This window comes from Mesorhizobium sp. M0621, from assembly GCF_040320745.1.
GTDB lineage: Bacteria > Pseudomonadota > Alphaproteobacteria > Rhizobiales > Rhizobiaceae > Mesorhizobium.
The window spans coordinates 22,497-41,381 of record NZ_JAMYQF010000052.1 but is presented as its reverse complement, the minus strand read 5'-3'; the positions used below and the strand labels follow the sequence as shown (position 1 = coordinate 41,381).

Genomic DNA, 18,885 nt, shown 5'->3' with positions numbered 1-18,885 from the left:
TCATGCTGCTCTATGGGCAGGTGGGCAGATGAACGGGGCAAACGCGAGCGGCGGAGTTCCATCGGGCGCCCATGCTATCCGCCGAGCCGGAAATACTGGGCGGTGGCCGAGAACCGAGACCCATCGGTCTCGATTTCTTCAAGAATTTTGGGGAGCAGCACCGCGGCGGGCGTCGGCGTGGAGAACGCGGCCGCCTGAATATCATGGGACCCCGTGATCACCATTATGATCTGCGGCACGGCCTTTCCGGCGGCTATGTCGGCCGCGCCGAGACCAATCGGGATGCTGAAAGTGGCCTTGCCCGGTTCTACGACGATGCGCTCGTCGAGATTGAACACCATGCCTTTGTGATCGATCAGCAGCACGCTGGAAACGAGCCCGCCGCGCGTCACCAGCGTGCCGCTGATCGGCGTACCGTTCGGCACCGACGTCCGATCGAGAACAAGCTGCGGCTTGTCGGCGGCGGTCTGCCCCAGAAAGCGCAGAAAATTGGTGACTTCGCATTGGCTTGGCTCGATGAGGCGGACGCTGATGTCCGGCTCGATATGGAATTTTGCCTGGAAATCGCCCAGCATGCGCTCGAATGGCTGGACCGCAGTTCCAAATCCTTCGATCGCGGTGGCCTTGTCGGTTGCCGACGTCATGGTCGCATAGAAACAGTCGCCGCCGCCGAAGTCGCGAACCCAGGAGACCCGTTGCGCGATGTCGTCGACGGCCGCGGGAACCCCTGGTTTGGGCACGTTCAACGCGACGACAGACTGGTCGGGCTGTTTGGCTTCCGGTGACACAGCTTTTTGACTCTCGGCGTTCGTCTGGCTTGCGGTGGGTTCCCGCGCCGGCGTGGTCGCCTTGGGCGGTGCCGGCTGGCTGGTCTGTGGCTCGGGCTTTTGGCTCTCGACAACCTCTGGCTTGGCCGGCGGCGTCGAGACGCTCTCGGTGGCTGGCGGCGCTGGAGCGCTCGTGACAGGTGGTGCCGCCGACGTTTGGCTGTCGCTGGCCGTCGCATCCGGCTGGATTGCCGGTGATGCCTTTTCGGGCGGCGGCTGCACATCCGTTGTAGCTGGCTTCGGGGGTGTCTCGATCGGCGAGGGGACTTCGGCGGGCTTGGCCGGCTGCGGCTTTTGAGCTGTCGCCGCATCTTGCTGATTTTCAGCCGGCGGTGCGCCAGCCTCCGGCTCCGCGGGCGGAACGGCCTTTGCCGGCTCGGGGGCGTTCGCGGCAGGGTCCGCCGGGGGCGGCTTTGACAGCTCTGGCGCGGGCTTTGATGACTCCCGTCCGGAAAGCGATGTCTTGCCGGCCGTCGGCGTCGCAGGCGTCATGAAGCCGCCTAGATAAAGACCCGCGCCGGAGGCGACAGTCAGCGTCGCCAAGGCAGCGATCGCCATGGTTCGGGTCTTTGTGGATTTTCCAGGCACATGCGCCGTGACCGCGCGCGGCAGGCCGGCGGGCGCCGGAGGCAGCCGTTCGGATAAATGCGCGGGCCGCACGTGCTGGACGAAGGGCTGTCCACCTGGACCCGTTGCGATTGCGGCGTCGTGCCTCTCGACATTGGTTGGCCGCGCCTGGGTCTTGGTCTCCGGCGCAAAGGTTTCCCTAGTTCGCGGCAAAGCCGGCCGATCGCGGGGTGTGATGGACGTCGGCGGCGTTGTCCCCTCGTTGTCGTCACGCGTCATCCTGGCGATTTCCGCCATGCTGACCGGTCGGTCCTGCGGATCCGGCTGCAGCATGGATTCAACGATGTCACGAAAATCATCGTCGATGTCGGAAAGATCAGGCACGGTCCGGCGCTTTTCGATGACCTCGAATTGCGATCCGCTCATGTCGATCGGCTTGCCGCGCAAAGCGGCAACCAGCACCAGCCCCAGGCTGTAGATGTCGGATTGCTCACTGACGTCGCCGCTGTAGAGCCCGAGCTGTTCGGGTGAAACGTAGTTGTATTTTCCCGCGAACTTTCCGCCGATCAGGGTCTCACCGCCCACGCTCGCCGACCGGGCGATACCGAAATCGATGATCTTCGCGCGGTCGACCCGGCCTCCCGGCAGGATGATGTTATCCGGGGAGAGGTCGCGGTGTATCGCTCCCGCCTGGTGCACGGCGCTCAGGCCGGACGCGAGGCGGTGGCAGAGCTTGCGCACATCTGCCGTCGGCATCGCGCCACGTCGCATGATGTCGAACAGCGACTCGCCGTCGACGAATTCCATGGCAAGGTAGGGACGGCCGATCCCGGGATCGATCGTGAAGACGTGGTACCGCACGACCGCGTCATGCGACAGGTGATTGAGGATCAATGCCTCCTTGCGGAACAGCGACAAGATCGTCTGGTCACGGGCGAACTCGGGCAAGACGATCTTGATCGCGACATGGTCACCGGTCTGGATATTATGGCCACGGTAGACCTCGCCCATGCCACCGAATGCGATCCGCTCGTCGAGCTCGTAGATGCCGCTGAGTTGCGTGCCTACGGCGGTGTTGGCCATGCCGCCCGATATTCGCGTCTTATCGTCGGCGCCCATCAGCCTCAAGCCTCCGCTCTATGCGGATCTGGACGAGGCGATTGGCCATCGCGCCCGTCTCCGATCTTTACAAGCACGATCGTCACGTTATCCGTTCCGCCGCGCGCCAGCACCATGTCGAGCAGGTTCTCACAGGCTGCCTGAGGTGTCGCCGACACCGTCGCCGCCTCGATCTCGGCGTCGGTGACATGCGCCGTCAGCCCATCCGTGCTCAACACAAAAATATCCCCCGGCATGATTTCGCCCTGCTGGAAATCGATGACAATCTCGTCGCTGACGCCGATCGCTTGCGTGATGACATTGCGGCGCGGCCAGGTGCGCGCTTCGGCTGCGCTGATGATACCCCGGTCGATGAGCTCCTGAACTTCGGTGTGGTCTCTCGATATCTGCGAGATCGAGGCGTTGCGGATTAGATAGACGCGGCTGTCACCCGCCCACAGGCAGGCAAACCGCCCGTCCATCGCCAGCAGGGCGGCAACGGTGGAACCGATGGTTATGCCGCGAGATTCGGATATGCCGCGGATCTCGGCATTGGCCCGGCTCAGCCTGTCCTCGAAGCGCGCCCGAAGATCGGGTGCTGAGCTCGCAATGCCGATCGTTGCCAGATGATCGACGATACTGGCTGAAGCGACCTCTCCGGCGTCATGTCCACCCATTCCGTCGGCTACCACCCAGAGGCCAGTTTGTGGCTCGACCAGATAGCTGTCTTCATTCAGCTCACGGACACAGCCCTTGTGGCTCACGCCGAAGCTTTCAATGGGAAGGGCGACAGTATTCAATTTGCCACCAAGCGCTTTTCAAGCGTCCTTCTGCGGCGCACCTTTGGACGCTCGCTCGCGCCACTTTGCCACAGGCTCGAACATTAAAGTATCGAAAACTAAGGAAAACTAAGGTTCGAGCGTGTGTGGTCCGCGGATCGGCACCATGCTCAGCAGATCAATCCCATCTCAAAACGCCTTGGGACAGCTGAACCCGGAAAGCGCGGGGAGGAAGAAGGGGTTGGAGCCTGAGCCTGTCTGGAGGGTATAAGTAACGTCGCGTCCGCCGATCACGAAGCGTGCTCGCATGTTGCTGTCGTCGCCGGTGACGGCAGCCTTGTCCAGAAGCCGTTTCAGGGCCCACGGCCCTTCGAACTTGATGGCGGATTCGCGGCCTGGCATTTCCGGCGTCAGGCTTAGGCTGGCGGACGCGGAAGCCGTACCGCCCGGCCAGGTGACTACGCTTGGCGCGTTGCCCGTCTGATTGCTCTGGACGATCTGGCCTTCGGCATCGAGTATCGCCGTATCGGCATCGCCATTCAGTGAGAATGGTATGAAAGTGATGCTGACCGAAGGCACCGAACCGCCCGATGGAAAGAAGGCGTGGCGGATTTCCGCGGCCAGTTGGAAGTCTTTCAGGGTCGATTTCGACAGGTCGCGTCCAAAGCGCGCATCCTGTTTCCAGCTCCAGTCCTGGCTGGTCATGTCGATCAGCGATGCGAGATTTTGTGCGAAGAACCGGTCCAGCAAGCCGCCCGGGGCGAACAATTTCGCGAAATCCGCCATCGCAACATCCTCGGTTGCGTCGCCGGCGAAGGGATAACGGCCGTTGATCGCGGCTTCACAGGGGGCGGTGACCGTCTGGTCTAGCATCTGGTTCAAGTTGGTCACCGAGGTTTCGGCGACGTTGCCTTCGAACTCATCCGCCGTCGCGTTGACCATCCGGCCGAGTTGCTTGGGCAGGCGCGAGACATTGGCGCGAAGCGTGGCTATCTGCAGCTGCAGGTTCGAATTGACGCGCTCCGTCTGAGAAGGAACTTCGGCCGCCAGTTGCAGGCTCTGATAGATATCGCTGAAGTTCTGGGTCAGGGCATCGATTGGGCGGTGTCCGGCAGGGCCGTTCACCAGGGCCTGGAATGGTCTGAACTGCGCTTCGATGTTTGCACCTGGATTGAGGTTCGTTGCGTCGGCGGCCCCCGTGCCGGCGCGGCTTTGCGATTTGCCGGTGGCGATTTGTATGCCGATGCGGGCCAGGCCCTTGGCCAGATCCGCGGCGTTGCGCGGCGGGTTCTGAGCTGTGCCTGCTTCGATCTCGGTGCCGGGACCATTGCCGTCACCTGGGTCCCACGTCAGAGCTGTTTCGTTGGCGATCGCCGCAAAGAGCTGGTTCATCGGTGAGCTTGGGGAGGCAGCGGCTGAAAGCGTGATGTAGTGCGGCTTGTCCGTCAGCATCGCCTTGAATTTCAACTGGTCGAGAACGCCGTTCCACGAGGCCGCGAACTCCTTGCCGTAGCGATCGAGAAGCTCGGGGCCGAGCTTGAGCAATTGCTGGTTGATGTCGCCTTGTTCGCCGCCGCCGCCGAGAACCCACTGCTCGTCGACAAGCATCTGCGCAATGCGCGAAAGTTGCCGGAGATAGAAGGTGTTGAAGCCGGAATGGGTGTAGATTCCGGGAACACGAAGCCCTGACAGATCGCTGCCATCGATACACTCGAACAGCAGCTGCGCTTCCGGCCCACCTTTCTGGGATACGGAAAAATCGTCCAGCGCGGCCGCGTATGTCGCCGACTTGATCAAAGCCGAAGCTCGATCGGCAAGGCTCATACGCCCGAGAGAACGTTGAGCGGCTTCAACAAGCGGCTGGTTGAGTTCGAAGACGGGATCGTAGGCGTCGTCCAATGCCAGCATGGCGCGCAGGTGCTTTTCGAGTTGCTCGCGTCCTTCGCGGTTGTTTTCGCCTGGATATCGGTTCTGCTCCCAATCCTGCTTCATCCAGGAAACGATCAACGCGTCATCGACCTTCGGTGCCTTGCCGCCAAGCATCAGATAGATTTTCAACGGTTCGTAGAGCGCGACGGGATCGGCCATCTTGGACTGGATCGTCCGCTCGGCCTGGATTAGCAGGCGCGATCGGAACATTCGTTCCAGCGCCTGCCGGTAGGCCGTTTTGGATGCCGAAAGAAGTCTCTCACGCTGACTGAGGCCGAACGTCTCCTCGATCGGTGTCGGCAGGTCGCCGGTTTCGAACCCGGCCGGCAGATCGCGCAACTGGTCGAGCGGGCCGATGACGTTTTCAAGGTCGACATCGGTAACCGTGGCCGTCTTGAGCAATGGGGCCGCCGTCTCGCGATACTGGCTCATGGCAAGAGTTGTGGAGGCTATCAGCGATCGGTTGGCCGCAAAGCTCAGGGCGAGCGTACCCAGTGCGGCGGCAGCGATCAGCGTTATCGTGCCGAGGCCGCCAAGTCTGGCGATCGCCGCACGCCTTGCAGCCGATTTGTCATACGAAACCCATCCGGATTCGGCAAAAATGACGTCCGTCAGCAGATCATGCAAAAAGAAGCTTTTGCCAGTTCCGGAAAGGTGAGGGCGAGAATTGCCGCCCAAATTGCGGCCGATCGCGCCCAGCACCTGATCGATAGGCGTTCCCTCCTGCGTGCCTGACGAAAAATACAGTCCACGCAGGCTGACATTCACCTGGCTGCGGGTTGGATCGAACAGGCTAGCGACAAAACTGGTAATTCGACTCCTCAGCGCGCCGAACTGTGCCGGAAAGCCGAAGATGGAGATGCGCGTGACCGGATCAGCCTCTTCCTGGAGGCGGTCGGCCATCTCGTCCGCCAGTCGTTTTGCCAGCGTATCGAATTCGGCAGTGGTCCCGGCGGCCATGTTCCTGTCGCGCTCCGCGGTCTGGAATGTCGCGCCCCATACCTTGCGCCTGCGTGACTCGTCGATACCGCCGAAGTAATCCATGAACCCGGAGACAAGATCGGCCTTGGTGAAAAGCAGATAGACTGGAAACTGGATTTTCAGCGTCTCGTGGATTTCCCTCAGCCGGCTGCGTATCTCGGTGAGGTGGGCATCAAGCTGCGGATCGTCGAAGCTCATCAGATCGGCAAGGCTGATGGCCAGGATGACGCCGTTTATCGGTTGTCTGGTGCGGTATCTCTTGAGCAGCGACAAGAAGGCGAGCCAGCTCTTCCTGTCGCTCTCGGCATTAGAGTCCTGCGTCGTGTAGCGTCCTGCGGTGTCGATCAGCACGGCCTGGTCGGTGAACCACCAGTCGCAGGAACGTGTTCCGCCAACGCCAGCCACCGGTTGGGCGTCCCCCGAACCGGCAAGCGGAAAATTCAAACCCGAATTGACCAGTGCCGTTGTCTTGCCGGCACCCGGCGGGCCTATGACGACGTACCAGGGGATCTCGTAGAGGAAGTTGCGCTTGCCGCTGGACCGTTTGAGCGCCGCCACGGCCTCATTCATGCGGGCTTCGAGCACTCGCGCATCATCATCGCGGTCGTCATTGTGCGCAACGACGGTTTCGAGTGCTTTTTGCGCCCTCCTCGCTTGCCAGAAACGCAGCCCGTAGAAAAGCACCAGCGTCGCCGCGATCACACCAATAATCGTGGCGCGCAGCCACGCAGGTCCCAGCGGGCGGATATCGGCGAAGCGGATCAATGGCCCGGCAAACCACACTGCCGCCGCGAAGCCGGCCAGCGCCGTCACGCTGAATATCCGCAGCAGCCAGCGCGTCATGGGTGTTTCCAGCAGACCGTGCTCACAATGTTTCCTCCCTGGGGATCATCACGTCGACACGGCGGTTCTTGGCGCGGCCTTCCGGCGTCGCATTGTCGGCGATCGGTTCGTCCTCGCCCTTGCCATCCACAGTCAGTCGCGAGGGATCGCTGAATTTCGCTGCCATCAACGCTTCCACGGCCTTCGCCCGGGCGACGGAAAGGTCGAAGTTGGATTTGAAGGCGCTCGACTTTCGCGGTTTGACATTATCCGTGTGGCCGACGATCCGGATTGGTCCAGGCTCGTGCTCCAGAGCCGCGGCGATGTCGGTGGCAATGGGCTGGAATTCCGGCTTCGTCTCGGCCCTGCCGGACTGGAACAGCAGCAGATTGTTGATTTCCACCACGATGAAGTCGCCCTTCGTGCCGATGGTCAGCCCGCCGCCTTCGACGTCCTTGGCTAGCGCTGCACGAATACGGTCGATCTGCCCGGTGGCCGCGGGTGGGGTGACTTTCGCCGACTCGGCCACCGGCGCCACGCTGGCGCGCTCGATGGCGACTGACGTCGATGGGTTGAGTGCCAGCAATTCACCCGCGGCGGCGTCGCCTTCATTGGTGATGAAGACCCGCAATGCGAAGAACGCCGCTGCCAGCAGCGCCGCCGCCGCCGCCGCGACGACCCAAAGCGGCAAACGGGCCGATGACTGTGCCATCGTCGCCGCCAGGCCCTGCCAGTGCGGCGAGATGTCTTCACCCGCATGCGCCCTGAAGTAGCGAAGCGTCTCGTAGACGTCGCGTCGAACGCGCTCGAGATTGTTGTCTTCGCGCTTCACGCCTCGATACTGGCCCTCGAAACCCAGCGACAGGCAGGCATGCATCAGTTCGAGCAGATCGTAGTGCGTCTCGGGATTGGCCAGTATCTTGTTCAGTGCTTCGTAAAAGCCTGTGCCGGTGCGCTCGGTGTGAAAGAACTGCCCCAGCATGCTGTGTTGCGCCCAGTCGTCACTCCTGGGCCAGGGTAGGTTGCCGATGAGATCGTCGACGGTTTCGCAGAGGGCGAATTTCGCAATCCGCGCATCCTCTTCGGCAACGCCTGACTTCTCCACTGTCCGGTCGAATTTTTCAATCGCCTCGGTGACATGTTCTGCCAGTGGCTCCGCCTGTCTTTCGACGGGCATGAGCCTGAACTGCCCGAGCAGCATCAGCAAAGGTGCCGCCCCGGCGAGAATAGGGTTTGCCGCGGAGTATTTGACGATGTCGGCGGCGCCGAGCAGCATCGCCTGCTCGATGGCTGGCTTTGGCGCGGCGGCGGAAGAGCTGGTGCCTGCCGCGGCACCCAAGGCTGGACCTTGATAGATGACGGTTCCGGATGCCCAGCCCGGCGGCCGCACGACACCAGGATCGAACACGGTTGAATCCTTGACCCTAGAGGTTTGGTCTCCGTCCGCGACGGGTCGCTCAGGAGCTGGCGGCGATTTTTGCGTGCGCCGTGGATTTGCGCGAATGACGGTCTTGCCCGCCGGGCCGAAGGGGTCGTCCTTCGAGCTCATCGCCGATCGTCCGTGCAGGCGGGGTGCCTGCGATTGGGCGAGACAGGCGCAAGACGGTTTCTGGTCCGGTAAAGGAAAGGCAGCCCCGGCCGGCCTTGGCGGTGTCCGGAGGAGGATTGGCTAGAAAACGCGATCCCGCCGTAGCATGACATTTGCCGCAGACCCCCAGGTCAATGAGTCTTACCCGCTTGGCGAACTGTCGTATGCGATCGTAATCTCAGAAATTGTCGATTGGAACCGGATGCCGAGCCTCGGAGAGACTTTTCTTCGCCGACTGCCGTGCCAAGCGTTTCCTGGGATCGCCTATTTTTGCTTGTCGGCTTTGGCGTAGGCCTCGCTGAAATACGCCAGGAAGATGTCCAGCATGCCGTTTTCATGTGCCTCCTCCATGGTCCGCCATGTCGCGACATAGGCGTCCCAGGCTTGGCTCTTCTTTGATGTAAACGAGGTAGGCGGGAGTTTCCTGCCGATCGCCTCGGGCGACAGGTCGTCAAGCAGCCGGGAGAGCGCGGCTTGCATGGCGGCATAGGTAGCGAATTCGTGCGTCTTAAGATCGCGGAATGCATCTTCGATACTGCGCCTGGCATCAAGATAGCCGGCCCTGCGACGGGCGAACATGATTTCGAGGATGTCGTCGGTTCCTGGAACGAACTTCAGCGGATTGTTGTCGGCGGCGCTGATCATCGTTCGTTGTGTGCTTTTGGCCAGCATTTTCGCTGCCGCGCGTGCTTTCAGCAGCAACGTCAGTTCCTCGACCACCGCCCGCAGGACCGCGCCGATTTCGGCGGCAACTTCGTGCGGATCGCGCAATTGAAGCAATTCCGGCGAAATGCCGGCTCCGATCGCGATCTCCCGCAGCACCTCGTTTCCGGTCGAGGGCAGGGGGGTGGGGGGCGACGAGAATGTCGGCGCTGGAATGTGTTGGCCGGACCGTTGCTGCGCGGCATCGAAGAAAGGCCCCTCGCCGAATTCCAGCGACCGGCTTGTCGCGACCGGCATGTCTCGCTGCGTCGGACCGTGGCTGGGGTAGCCTGCCGTGGCGCGCTCCTCGTCGATCGACACCAAGACGACATAGCGGCCGATCAGCATCCGGTCGCCATCGCCCAGCCGATGGGGGTTGGTCATGCGTTGGCTCGATCCATTGATGAAGGTGCCGTTGCGCGAGATATCGTGCAGCCAGAACGCGCCGGCCTCGTATCGAACCTCGCAGTGCCGGCCCGAGATGAACTTGTCGGGGTCCGACAAGGTCCAGTCACAACCATCGCGTCCGATTTCGAAGCTGCGGTCACGCGCCGCGTAGCTGGTCGAGGTACCAGCGGGCAAGGCGTCGACATTGCTGATTTGCAGACTGATGTACATCCAAGATCGCCGTCGATCGTTGATCGATACTCCACCATTCTAGCAGCTTGCAGGTAAAACAGGACAGCAGCGTTTCAAGCCGATGAATCGGCTGGTTAATGCATGTCGCCCAAAAGTGACCTCGGTTTGGGAGAACGACATGCATGAAACAAAGATCCCTAAAGCGCGGCGCATGAATCCGATCAAACGCGATACGCTTTAGGTTTCTGTCGCCCCATGTCCTCTTTGGCCAGCGGGAAAACATGTGGTAGGCTCAACATGGCCTGGCGTGGCGGATTTAAGAAGTTCCTGAACGTGATGCCGTTAATATAGCGGGAACTTCAAATCCATCACATTGGCGGCCGCGTCCAGGAGGGGGCTCGACCCATGCCGAATGAACGTGCCACCGTTGTCCGGACACCGGTTGGCTCCGAGCTGTTGACCTTCACGCATCTTGTCGGACGCGATGAGATCAGCCGTTGTTTTGCCTACACGGTCGGGTTCGTGAGCACCGACTCCGACATCGATCCGTTGAAGATGCTGGGTGGGCCGCTCTCGATTGAAGGTGAATCCGATCCGAAACGCTGGTTCAGCGGCATCGTCTCCGAGTTCCGGCTCAGCCGGCTGGAAGATCGGCTGGCCTACTATGAGGCGGTCATGAGGCCGTGGTTTTGGTTTCTCGGCAACACCACCGATTGCCGTATTTTCCAGAACAAGAGCGTCGTCGACATCGTCAAGGACATCTTCAAGAAATACGGTATCGCGGAATTCGATTTGCGCCTGCACGGGTCCTATCCCCCGCGCGAATATTGCGTGCAGTACGACGAAACCGATCTGGATTTCGTGCAGCGGCTGCTGGAGCATGAAGGCATCCTGTATTTCTTCGAGCACGATGACGGCAAGCACACGCTTGTCCTGGCCGATGCAATGAGCAAGCTGAAGCCTGCGCCAGGCTACGAGAAAGTGCTCTATAATTTTGAAGGTCAGGGTTCGCGGCGCGATGTCGAATACATCACCGAATGGATACCGGGCAGTTCGGTGCGCCCAGGCGCCTATGCCCACACCGACTATGATTTCACGAAGCCGGGCGCCGACCTCATGGCCAAGTCGGCCCAGCCGTTCAGCCACAAGGAGGCAGCGGGCGAGAACTACCGCCAGCCCGGCGCACATCTCGAAACGGGCCGGGGCGACCGCCTGGCCGCGATCCGGCGCGAGGAAATTCAGGCTGTGCACCAGCGCATCGCCGCTGTCGGCACCGTGCGCGGCCTCTATTCGGGCTGCACGTTCAAGCTGGATAGCTTTCCGCGCGAGGATCAGAACCAGGAGTATCTGGTGGTCAGCGCCGAATACCGGCTGTTCGATCCGGGCTACAGAGCCCATGCCGAAGTCGACAGCGAGAACTTCAAGGTGATCCTCGGCCTGGCGCCGACCGCCTTAGCCTATCGTCCACCTCGGATCACGCCACGGCCGATCATGCGCGGCCCCCAGACGGCGACGGTGGTCGGTCCATCCGGCGAGGAAATATTCACCGACAAATACGCGCGGGTGAAGGTGCAATTTCATTGGGACCGTCTGGGCAAGAAGGACCAGAACAGCTCCTGCTTCGTGCGGGTCTCGCAGACCTGGGCCGGCAGCGGCTGGGGTTTCATCCAGATCCCGCGCATCGGCCAGGAGGTGATCGTCGATTTCATTGAAGGCGATCCGGACCTGCCGATCATCACCGGCAGGATCTATAACGCCTCGCAGATGCCGCCTTACGGCCTGCCCGGTAGCGCCACGCAATCCGGCTGGAAGTCGGACTCCTCCAAAGGCGGCGGCGGCTACAACGAGCTGATGTTCGAGGACAAGGCCGGTTCCGAACTGGTCAATTTCCAGGCGCAGAAGGACCACCACCTTCTGATCAAGCACGACCGCACCAAGCTGGTCCAGCACGATCAGTCCGACCGCATAGATCACGACACCAAGCACTCCGTCGGCCACAACCTGGACGAGGACGTCGGTAACAACAAGATGGTCAAAGTCGGCGTCGACCAGACGACAAATATCGGCTCGAACGACACCGAGACGGTGGGCGCCAATCGCTCGCTGACGGTGGGGTCGAACGAGACGATCAGCATCGGTTCGAATTCGACTGAAACGATTGGCGCCAATCATACCCAGACTGTGGCGATCGTCCAGACGGTGAGCGTTGGCGCAGCGCGTGTCGATTCGGTCGGAGCATCCGAAACCCGAACCGTGGGTGGCCCGCAGGCCAATACGATCGGCGCGACCCGGTCTGTAACGGTTGGGGCGGCGCAGGACCACAGCATAGGAGCGAGCGACAGCTGGCAGATCGCTTCCGACCAGAGCGTGTCCATAGGCGGCGGCCACACCGAGAGCATCGCGAAGGATCAAGGCTCGACAGTCGGCGGCGGACGCACCGCTTCGGTGGGCAAGGACGATTCGACATCCGTGGCCGGCGCGCATTCGCTTTCCGTCGGCAAAGACAGTGCCATTTCGGTCACCGGCAATGGCACGATCAAAATAGGCAAGAAGCTGGTCATCGATGCCGGTGATGAAATCCTTATCACAACGGGCTCGGCCAAGATCATGATGAAGAAAGACGGCACGATCGCGATCGAGGGCAAGGACATTTCGGTCAAGGGGTCAGGCAAGATCAGCATCAAGGCGTCGAGCGACATCACGATGAAGGGCTCGAAGATTGCGGAGAATTAAGGGGCAGCGATGAGTGACGTTCGCGAACGCATTGACGGTGTGGTGATCGGTATCTTTCTCGGTTTCGATGACGCCTCGTTGCCGCTGGTGGTATTCCCCGGCAACCCCGAAGAGACAGCCTTGCCCGCGCGCAGTTTGACCGGACTGACGTCCGATATGGTCGGCTCCGAGGTGGCTTTGCTGTTTCAGGAGGGCGATCCCGCCAAGCCGCTTATCGTCGGCCGCATAGTCGAGCCGGCGCGCAAGACCGCCGCGCCGCAAATCGTGCGCGACGGCGAGCGCGTTCGCATCATCGGCGAAGAGCGCATCGAACTGCGGTGCGGCAAGGCGACGATCCTCATGGAAAAAGATGGCCGCATCACCATTCGCGGCACCTATGTCACCAGCCAGGCGAGCGCCGCCAATCGCATCCGCGGCGGCTCGATCGACCTCAACTGATGTTGGTAGCAACCGGGAAACCGAAACCAGAAGGCGCGCCGGAGCTGCGGCGAATAGTACCGGATGTCGTCAGACAGCACGCCGAGCAGGCCGCGTTCTTCTGGGCGCAACGCGACACGCTTATGGAGGATGATCCGCCGGACCTTCATGTCGTCGCCGGCATCGACCGGCGCTTGGAAGCCAACCTGGATGGTCTGCGTATCGCTGGACCGGCCGCTTGGCCGTTCATCGTCGCGGCTTATGAGGATTTCCCGGAAAAAGGTGAACTCTTCCTCTTCACTTGGATGGCGATCGAGCAAGCGGACAAGGAACGCATCTCCCAGGCTGTCGAGTTCGGAAAAGTTTCCAACGACAATGTGCGAGGCTCGGTGGGCGCACTGGCGTGGCATTCGCCGGAAACGATTCGGCCGCTAGTGCGCGACTGGATCGGTGCGCCTGATGCCTTCAAGCGCTATCTGAGCGTTGCTGCTTGCGCTGGACATGGCGTCGACCCTAAGCAAATGCTAGCGCGACTGGTCCACGATCCCGATCCGCGTGTGCGCTCCCACAGCTTGCACCTCGCCGGCAAACTGAAGCGGACCGACCTTGTGCGAGACATTGTCGGCAGGCTGGAGGACGAGCACGAACAGCCGCGCACCTGGGCCGCATGGGCGCTGACGGAACTCGGCTCGGGCGACCTCGCAATGGCCGAACTCAAGAGGGTCGTGGCGTCAGGCGGTCCGGAAGCGCTGACCGCCTTACGCGCGATCGTCAAGATCGGACCGGACAAGGACGTCCGCGCCTGGATGGGCGGCTTGCTGAAGGCCCCTGAAACTGCGGCACTTGCAGTGCGCGGTTCCGGCATGCTGGGAGACCGTACGATCCTGCATTGGCTGATCCACCAGATGCGCAACCCAGCGCTTGCAGTTGCGGCCGGCGGCGCGCTGCTGGAGACTTTCCCCGAGGCGCGCGAGGCGAATCTCTTCACTCTCGACCCGACCGAACTCGGCCAAGCTTTCGAGGATCATTTTGGCGATTTCGGCGCGAGAGTTCCGGTGGCAGACAAGGTGAGAGAGTGGGGGCATAGGGACTGCAGTGATAAAAAATGCTAGTCATAAAGCTCTACGCTTGAGATCTTTGTAATTTTGTAATGTGACCACGTCAGCGTATTTATCAAGCTGTCAATAGCGACTGGCTCAGGAAGGATCATCTCATCTAGTCCAAGAATAAGACTGTCACGGCTGTACCGATGGTCACCAAGGTAGACCTTGCAAATCTGAGGCGGGAAGTAATTGTCACAGAAGCAGCCTGCGCTTGCGGCGCATATCCAGATACCAAACGCCTCCATTTCGACGCGATCCATAAGCTCCCGAGGAGTTTGTTCAAACGCTATCTCCACCACGAGGCTGCGGAATTCTTGACGGTCGTCGACAAATTGAAACGGCGGAGGCACAAAGAATCTTTGCGGCAATTGGTCCTTCGCAGACAAATACGCTGCAGGCGCCTGGATCGACGCCGACTGGACGCGCGCGATCGCGCTATCGAAATATAAGAGAGCACCTTCCACGTTCTTGAGGATACTGAGGGCCACACCTCTGACCTTCAGTACCCATTGCACACGCTGAGCGACGATATTCTGAGTGAGGATTTGCGCTTCTGCGAATTGTGGATCGTTCTTGCTTCCACTTAAGCCTCCACAAGCCGCAAGATTAGCCAAATCTACAATCGGGGACAAAATAGCGGTTGGTGGATGGCGCTGGAGTTCTTCCTCCGATGCAACTGTGACTTGAACGTCGATTGTCCACTCGTCGGTACCAACTCCCCATGTTGTTACGAATGGCATGCTCACTCATTGTCCCAAGGTTGATTGTCACGGTCGTCGAACCTCGACAGCCATGCCGATACATCTAACTCCACCTGTGCCCCCCTCAAGAACGGAATCCTGGTGCGCTTTGGCTTGAGAAAGCGCGCCACGCCTGGCAGTGCCCCAAGATCTGTCCCACCTCTATTTACATCACCAATTGGTGGAGCCTTGGCAGCTTGTACCACAAAACCGTGCTTAAGCTTGGAAACCTTCGCATCTGGCGCGTGAGTCTCAAGCGCTTGCATTCCACCAAGCTCTTCCCAAAGTGCCGAATGCACAAATGTCAGCCAGTTCGGCGAAGGCGTTTGGCCTTTGATCCATTCGCGCGGGGTCTTTGAAGAATGGTCGAAGCCCAAATACCGTGGAAGGAGGCGATAAACTTGATCGACTGCAAATCTATCACCGTGCCAGTGGCTGAAACCGAAGCCACAGGTTCCCACTGAAAATGGTACACCCTCTGTCAAACGCAATGCAGTTTGAACCATCTGCTCGGGCGATCCCGCTAGCGACACAGGAAACTCGAAACGCAGCAAGTTCGACGTGTTGATGAAATCAGGGTCAGTTATATCTTCCACGATGAAGTTTATTCCGAAATCTCCGGGAGGCCCTAGCTCTGCTGAGGAGTAAAGCAGCCCGATGATATCCTCATCTTTTGACGGGTTGTCCAAATGTCTGAGATCGCGTGCAATTCTTTGGGGTGACAGTTTGCCCGCGTCTCCGTTATCTAGCTGCGCGGAGCGCAGCGTTTTGTTTGGAATTAGATCGAAATAGCTGCGCAGTGCCGTCGCAGCGGATGGACCGAGTTTGTGAAGCGATACTTCGCTATACAACGACAACATCATGACCGGCCGAACGGACTCTTCTCTAACTCCGCGTTTGATCAGCGTCTGCGTTAGTTTTGAAAAATCAAACTCCACTTGATACTCCCAAAGAATATTTGTTTCAGCAGTCTTTGTTTGAGATGGCTTCAGGCTCAGTGTCCTGCATGTCGAGTCTACTTGCGAGAGCGCGATACTTGCGATTCTGCTTCGGGCCAATATCAGGACGGCTCATGCCACTAGCAAGCGGTCCCTTTGCGCCTGTCTGTCTACTGACCCATATGGGGACATCCTTTTCGCAACCAAACTTGAAATCGTAAAACTTGCATGGATTTCCGTTCGTGTCCAAAGCACAAGCATCAGGCCAGCAGGTGCCGTGAATTCGACCGCGGAAATCGCCGTAGGTTTCCCCGGGCACTCGGGCTCGCGGGCCATTGGTGAATGGCGTTCCATCTCTGTTGTAGCCACGCTCGCCTCCGACTCCGTGCTGGGTGGTAAGTTTTGCCTCGCAACAGGTATGTTTCTTTTCACCTAGTGTTGCACATGAATCGTAAGGCCCCGGCTTGACCTCGTCATCGCATTCACAACATGCTTTCTGGAGTATCGCTCGTGCGTCAGGCGCAGGAATGAGTGGATCTACGTCCCCCGCCAAGTTCACGGTATTCTTGTCATTGTGAAACTTTTTGTCGGTGTGGCGGCAGGCGTTCTTGCCGTCCATCTTCACATCGAAGGAATAGGTTATCCAATCCGTGGCCTTCTTGAAGACGTTTGATTTAACCCCGCCGACGGTGCCAGGCTCATCGCCCGAGCTCATCCCATATTGTGAGCCCTTGACCGCGATCATCTTGCCGCCCTTTGCCAGGACGGTAGTGGTGCCACTCTTCAATGTGCTTTGCGTTGCGATGTTTGGATACGGCAATGGAATCGGGCCGCCGGGGCTAGGGGTCTTGCAGACGTCCGGAATTGTGGCTATCGAGAGCCCGATCGAGCCCTTGTAAGTCAGGCCGAGGCCGTTGACCGTAATATGAGTAGGCATCAGGCGGCTCTCCTGGGTCCGCCGAGCAGCACCGCTGCCCGGGCGCCGCTCTCGGAACTTGCCCAGATCAGCGACAGCGGGCCGTTCTGGTAGCCGCGCAATTCCGCTTCGGCCACAAGACTAACAAACAACGGTCCCGACGCAGCGCCGACATCGCCCCAACAATCCGCAGGCGTCTCAAAATCGGCAGCGTCCTTGAACCGGCCAGGGTTGCGGATCACCGCAAAGCCATACTCGTTGCCGCGATAGCGTTCGCCATTCATGTCACAGATGATGCGGTCGACCGGATCTATCGGCGCGGTCGCGAACAAATCGCAGAAGGCAGCGCCCAAGCCTTCCCCCAGCACGACCGTTTCGGTTTTGATCAGGTTTTCTTCGCTGGAGGTCGACGTTCCAACGATCTCGAGCAGAGGCTGAAGCCCCAAGCTTCGCGCCGTGCGCATCGTTGCTAGCAGACAGAAACCGGCAGCCTCGCCCGGGCAGAAACCGTAAATATTGCCTTCGGAATGGAGCTGCTCATTCTCATCAAGCCATTCAAGAGTTTCAGGTTCCAGATAGGTGTCGACTCCGCCGGCAAGGCACGCCGCGGAGCGGCCTTCCCTGAGCAACTTGCAGGCATGGTAGATTGCCAGCAGGCCGCCAGCGTGGCCGCCCGCCGTCGAGCCGCCGCCTTCCAAGATGATGTACTGCCCTAGCCGTTTCCGCAGTCCCGAATCGACCTGCGCGCCAAAGCCTTCCAACTGCCCCGGCCTCGCTTCTCCCGTTGAGAGGACCAGCGTAACCTTGGTTGTTGGGGCAGCCGTGAGCAATGGCCGCAACGCTTCGAGGGCCGGCGAAACCGCGATCTCGACGGCACGATCGGGCCCAGTCAAGCCAGCGTCTACACCGACATCACGTGTGACCTTCATCCGCTCGCCGAACCGGTCGATCATGTAAGGGTGATCCTGGATGCCGGACAGACCTGCGCGCACCGCTGCTGCACTCGAAGCCGCATCGAAGCCAAGTGGGGTGCGCGCGCCGACACCGATCACGACGATGGTGTCGCTGCCCGCCATTATTCGTCGTCCTCGAGCCAGACGCCCGTCGCTGCAACTGTCGGCGACACGCCAACGCGCGGTCTTATCTCGACGTTCGTGTTTTTCAGCCGCTCCTCGTCGTACGGCACCGGCAATGTCGACATCCACGTAATCGAAAACTGCCTGAGATCGGGCTTGATGCGCAGCGTGTGGATGGTGGTCTCGTCGTGCCTCCGATCGGGCCGGTTGTAGAACTCGGTTGTGATGTTGAAGGTGATGCGCGGCACCAGGAATTGCCAAAAGCCATCGGCTGTGAAGTTGCCCAGACGCACATCTTCATAGCCGATCAGCGGCGCCTTCGTCTGCTGATCCTCCGGGGCGCACTGGTAATAGGTGCGGCTGAAGTCCGCCGGCAGGAGAGGGTCCCGCGTCTTCTTCCATACGTCACCATAAGTGCCGGCATATTTGATGCGGGGCTGCCAGTGGCGCGCAATGGGTCCGAATCCGGCTGGCCTGCCGCTCTTGTGATCACGATAGGGTGCATCGGTATATTCGAAGTTCGGACCGGTCTTGCCCACAAGTCTTTGCGGGTCGACAGCGAACCCTCTGCCGACCGGATTACGCTGATCCCAATCCGGCTTCGATGCCTCCATGTCCGTCCCGCCGTAGGTTCGCCGCCAGCTGATTGGGATTTTCGTGAAAGGTTCAGGGCTGCTCATCCGCACTGAAATCGGGCCCGGCATGAAAACTCGATCGCCGATTACTTTCACCGTCTTGTCGATGTCACCGATTTTTATGCGGGCGGCACTCTCGATGCTCGGGCGCCCACCGGGCGCATAGACGTGCCCTTCGACCAGGATGTCGGTGTGCTTCTTCTCCAGATTGAGGTCCGTGTCGTCGAGAAGCTCATTTGGATCCGCGCCATAGACGGGCGCCAGATTGACCGGCGTCTGCTCCTTCAACAGCCGCTGTTTGCCATCGGGATCGATCTCGAACGACGCCTTGATCGCGATCAGCCAGACCTCATGTCCGCGCTCGTCACGCGTCCAGCTTTCCTGGGCGGCAAATGGCGTCTGGTTGGACAGTATCCACATTTGAAACCACGCATCCTTACGCAGTGGTGAAACAG

General features: G+C 60.2%; 13 protein-coding genes. 3 read left to right on the top strand and 10 right to left on the bottom strand.

Going from position 1 to position 18,885, the window contains the following annotated elements; translation table 11 throughout:
* Nucleotides 1-74: 74 nt before the first annotated feature.
* The 5 genes from NKI38_RS26805 to tagH form a co-directional block, all read right to left on the bottom strand.
* On the bottom strand, nt 75-2,513 hold the full coding sequence (locus tag NKI38_RS26805; RefSeq protein ID WP_352662942.1) for a serine/threonine-protein kinase: 2,439 nt from the start codon (nt 2,511-2,513) through the stop codon (nt 75-77).
* A gap of 5 nt (nt 2,514-2,518) precedes the next feature.
* Nucleotides 2,519-3,292 carry a PP2C family protein-serine/threonine phosphatase gene (locus tag NKI38_RS26800; protein ID WP_352662939.1) on the bottom strand — a complete coding sequence of 258 codons (774 nt, stop codon included), beginning with the start codon at nt 3,290-3,292 and terminating at the stop codon, nt 2,519-2,521.
* A 168-nt stretch (nt 3,293-3,460) separates the two neighbouring features.
* Nucleotides 3,461-7,024: a type VI secretion system membrane subunit TssM gene (gene tssM, locus NKI38_RS26795; RefSeq protein ID WP_352662936.1), complete on the bottom strand. Its 3,564-nt coding sequence runs from the start codon at nt 7,022-7,024 to the stop codon at nt 3,461-3,463.
* Nucleotides 7,025-7,046: 22 nt separating this feature from the next.
* On the bottom strand, nt 7,047-8,552 hold the full coding sequence (tssL, locus tag NKI38_RS26790; protein ID WP_352662933.1) for a type VI secretion system protein TssL, long form: 1,506 nt from the start codon (nt 8,550-8,552) through the stop codon (nt 7,047-7,049).
* 303 nt (nt 8,553-8,855) lie between these two features.
* Entirely contained in the window at nt 8,856-9,911 is a 1,056-nt protein-coding gene (tagH, locus tag NKI38_RS26785; RefSeq protein ID WP_352662930.1) for a type VI secretion system-associated FHA domain protein TagH, read from the bottom strand.
* A 366-nt stretch (nt 9,912-10,277) separates the two neighbouring features.
* Here tagH and NKI38_RS26780 point away from each other — a divergent pair, with 366 nt between their 5' ends.
* Genes NKI38_RS26780 through NKI38_RS26770 form a run of 3 tightly spaced genes read left to right on the top strand, consistent with a single transcriptional unit; the run spans nt 10,278 to nt 14,134 of the window.
* Entirely contained in the window at nt 10,278-12,605 is a 2,328-nt protein-coding gene (locus NKI38_RS26780) for a type VI secretion system Vgr family protein (RefSeq protein WP_352662927.1), read from the top strand.
* 9 nt (nt 12,606-12,614) lie between these two features.
* Nucleotides 12,615-13,043: a DUF6484 domain-containing protein gene (locus NKI38_RS26775; protein WP_352662924.1), complete on the top strand. Its 429-nt coding sequence runs from the start codon at nt 12,615-12,617 to the stop codon at nt 13,041-13,043.
* A complete protein-coding gene (locus NKI38_RS26770) occupies nt 13,043-14,134 on the top strand; it encodes a HEAT repeat domain-containing protein (RefSeq protein ID WP_352662922.1) in 1,092 nt (363 codons plus the stop codon). The genes NKI38_RS26775 and NKI38_RS26770 overlap by 1 nt, the downstream gene beginning before the upstream one ends.
* Here NKI38_RS26770 and NKI38_RS26765 read toward each other — a convergent pair.
* The 5 genes from NKI38_RS26765 to NKI38_RS26745 are packed head-to-tail and all read right to left on the bottom strand — an operon-like array spanning nt 14,131 to nt 18,850.
* Entirely contained in the window at nt 14,131-14,871 is a 741-nt protein-coding gene (locus NKI38_RS26765) for a hypothetical protein (RefSeq protein ID WP_352662919.1), read from the bottom strand. The genes NKI38_RS26770 and NKI38_RS26765 overlap by 4 nt on opposite strands.
* Nucleotides 14,868-15,803 carry a type VI immunity family protein gene (locus tag NKI38_RS26760; RefSeq protein ID WP_352662916.1) on the bottom strand — a complete coding sequence of 312 codons (936 nt, stop codon included), beginning with the start codon at nt 15,801-15,803 and terminating at the stop codon, nt 14,868-14,870. Before NKI38_RS26760 ends, NKI38_RS26765 begins: the two co-directional genes overlap by 4 nt.
* Nucleotides 15,804-15,828: 25 nt before the next feature.
* Nucleotides 15,829-16,740 carry a DUF4150 domain-containing protein gene (locus NKI38_RS26755; RefSeq protein WP_352662913.1) on the bottom strand — a complete coding sequence of 304 codons (912 nt, stop codon included), beginning with the start codon at nt 16,738-16,740 and terminating at the stop codon, nt 15,829-15,831.
* Complete coding sequence (locus NKI38_RS26750) at nt 16,740-17,795, bottom strand: beta-ketoacyl synthase N-terminal-like domain-containing protein (RefSeq protein WP_352662910.1); 1,056 nt, start codon at nt 17,793-17,795, stop codon at nt 16,740-16,742. The genes NKI38_RS26755 and NKI38_RS26750 overlap by 1 nt, the downstream gene beginning before the upstream one ends.
* Entirely contained in the window at nt 17,795-18,850 is a 1,056-nt protein-coding gene (locus NKI38_RS26745) for a DUF2169 family type VI secretion system accessory protein (RefSeq protein WP_352662907.1), read from the bottom strand. Before NKI38_RS26745 ends, NKI38_RS26750 begins: the two co-directional genes overlap by 1 nt.
* Nucleotides 18,851-18,885 lie beyond the last annotated feature (35 nt).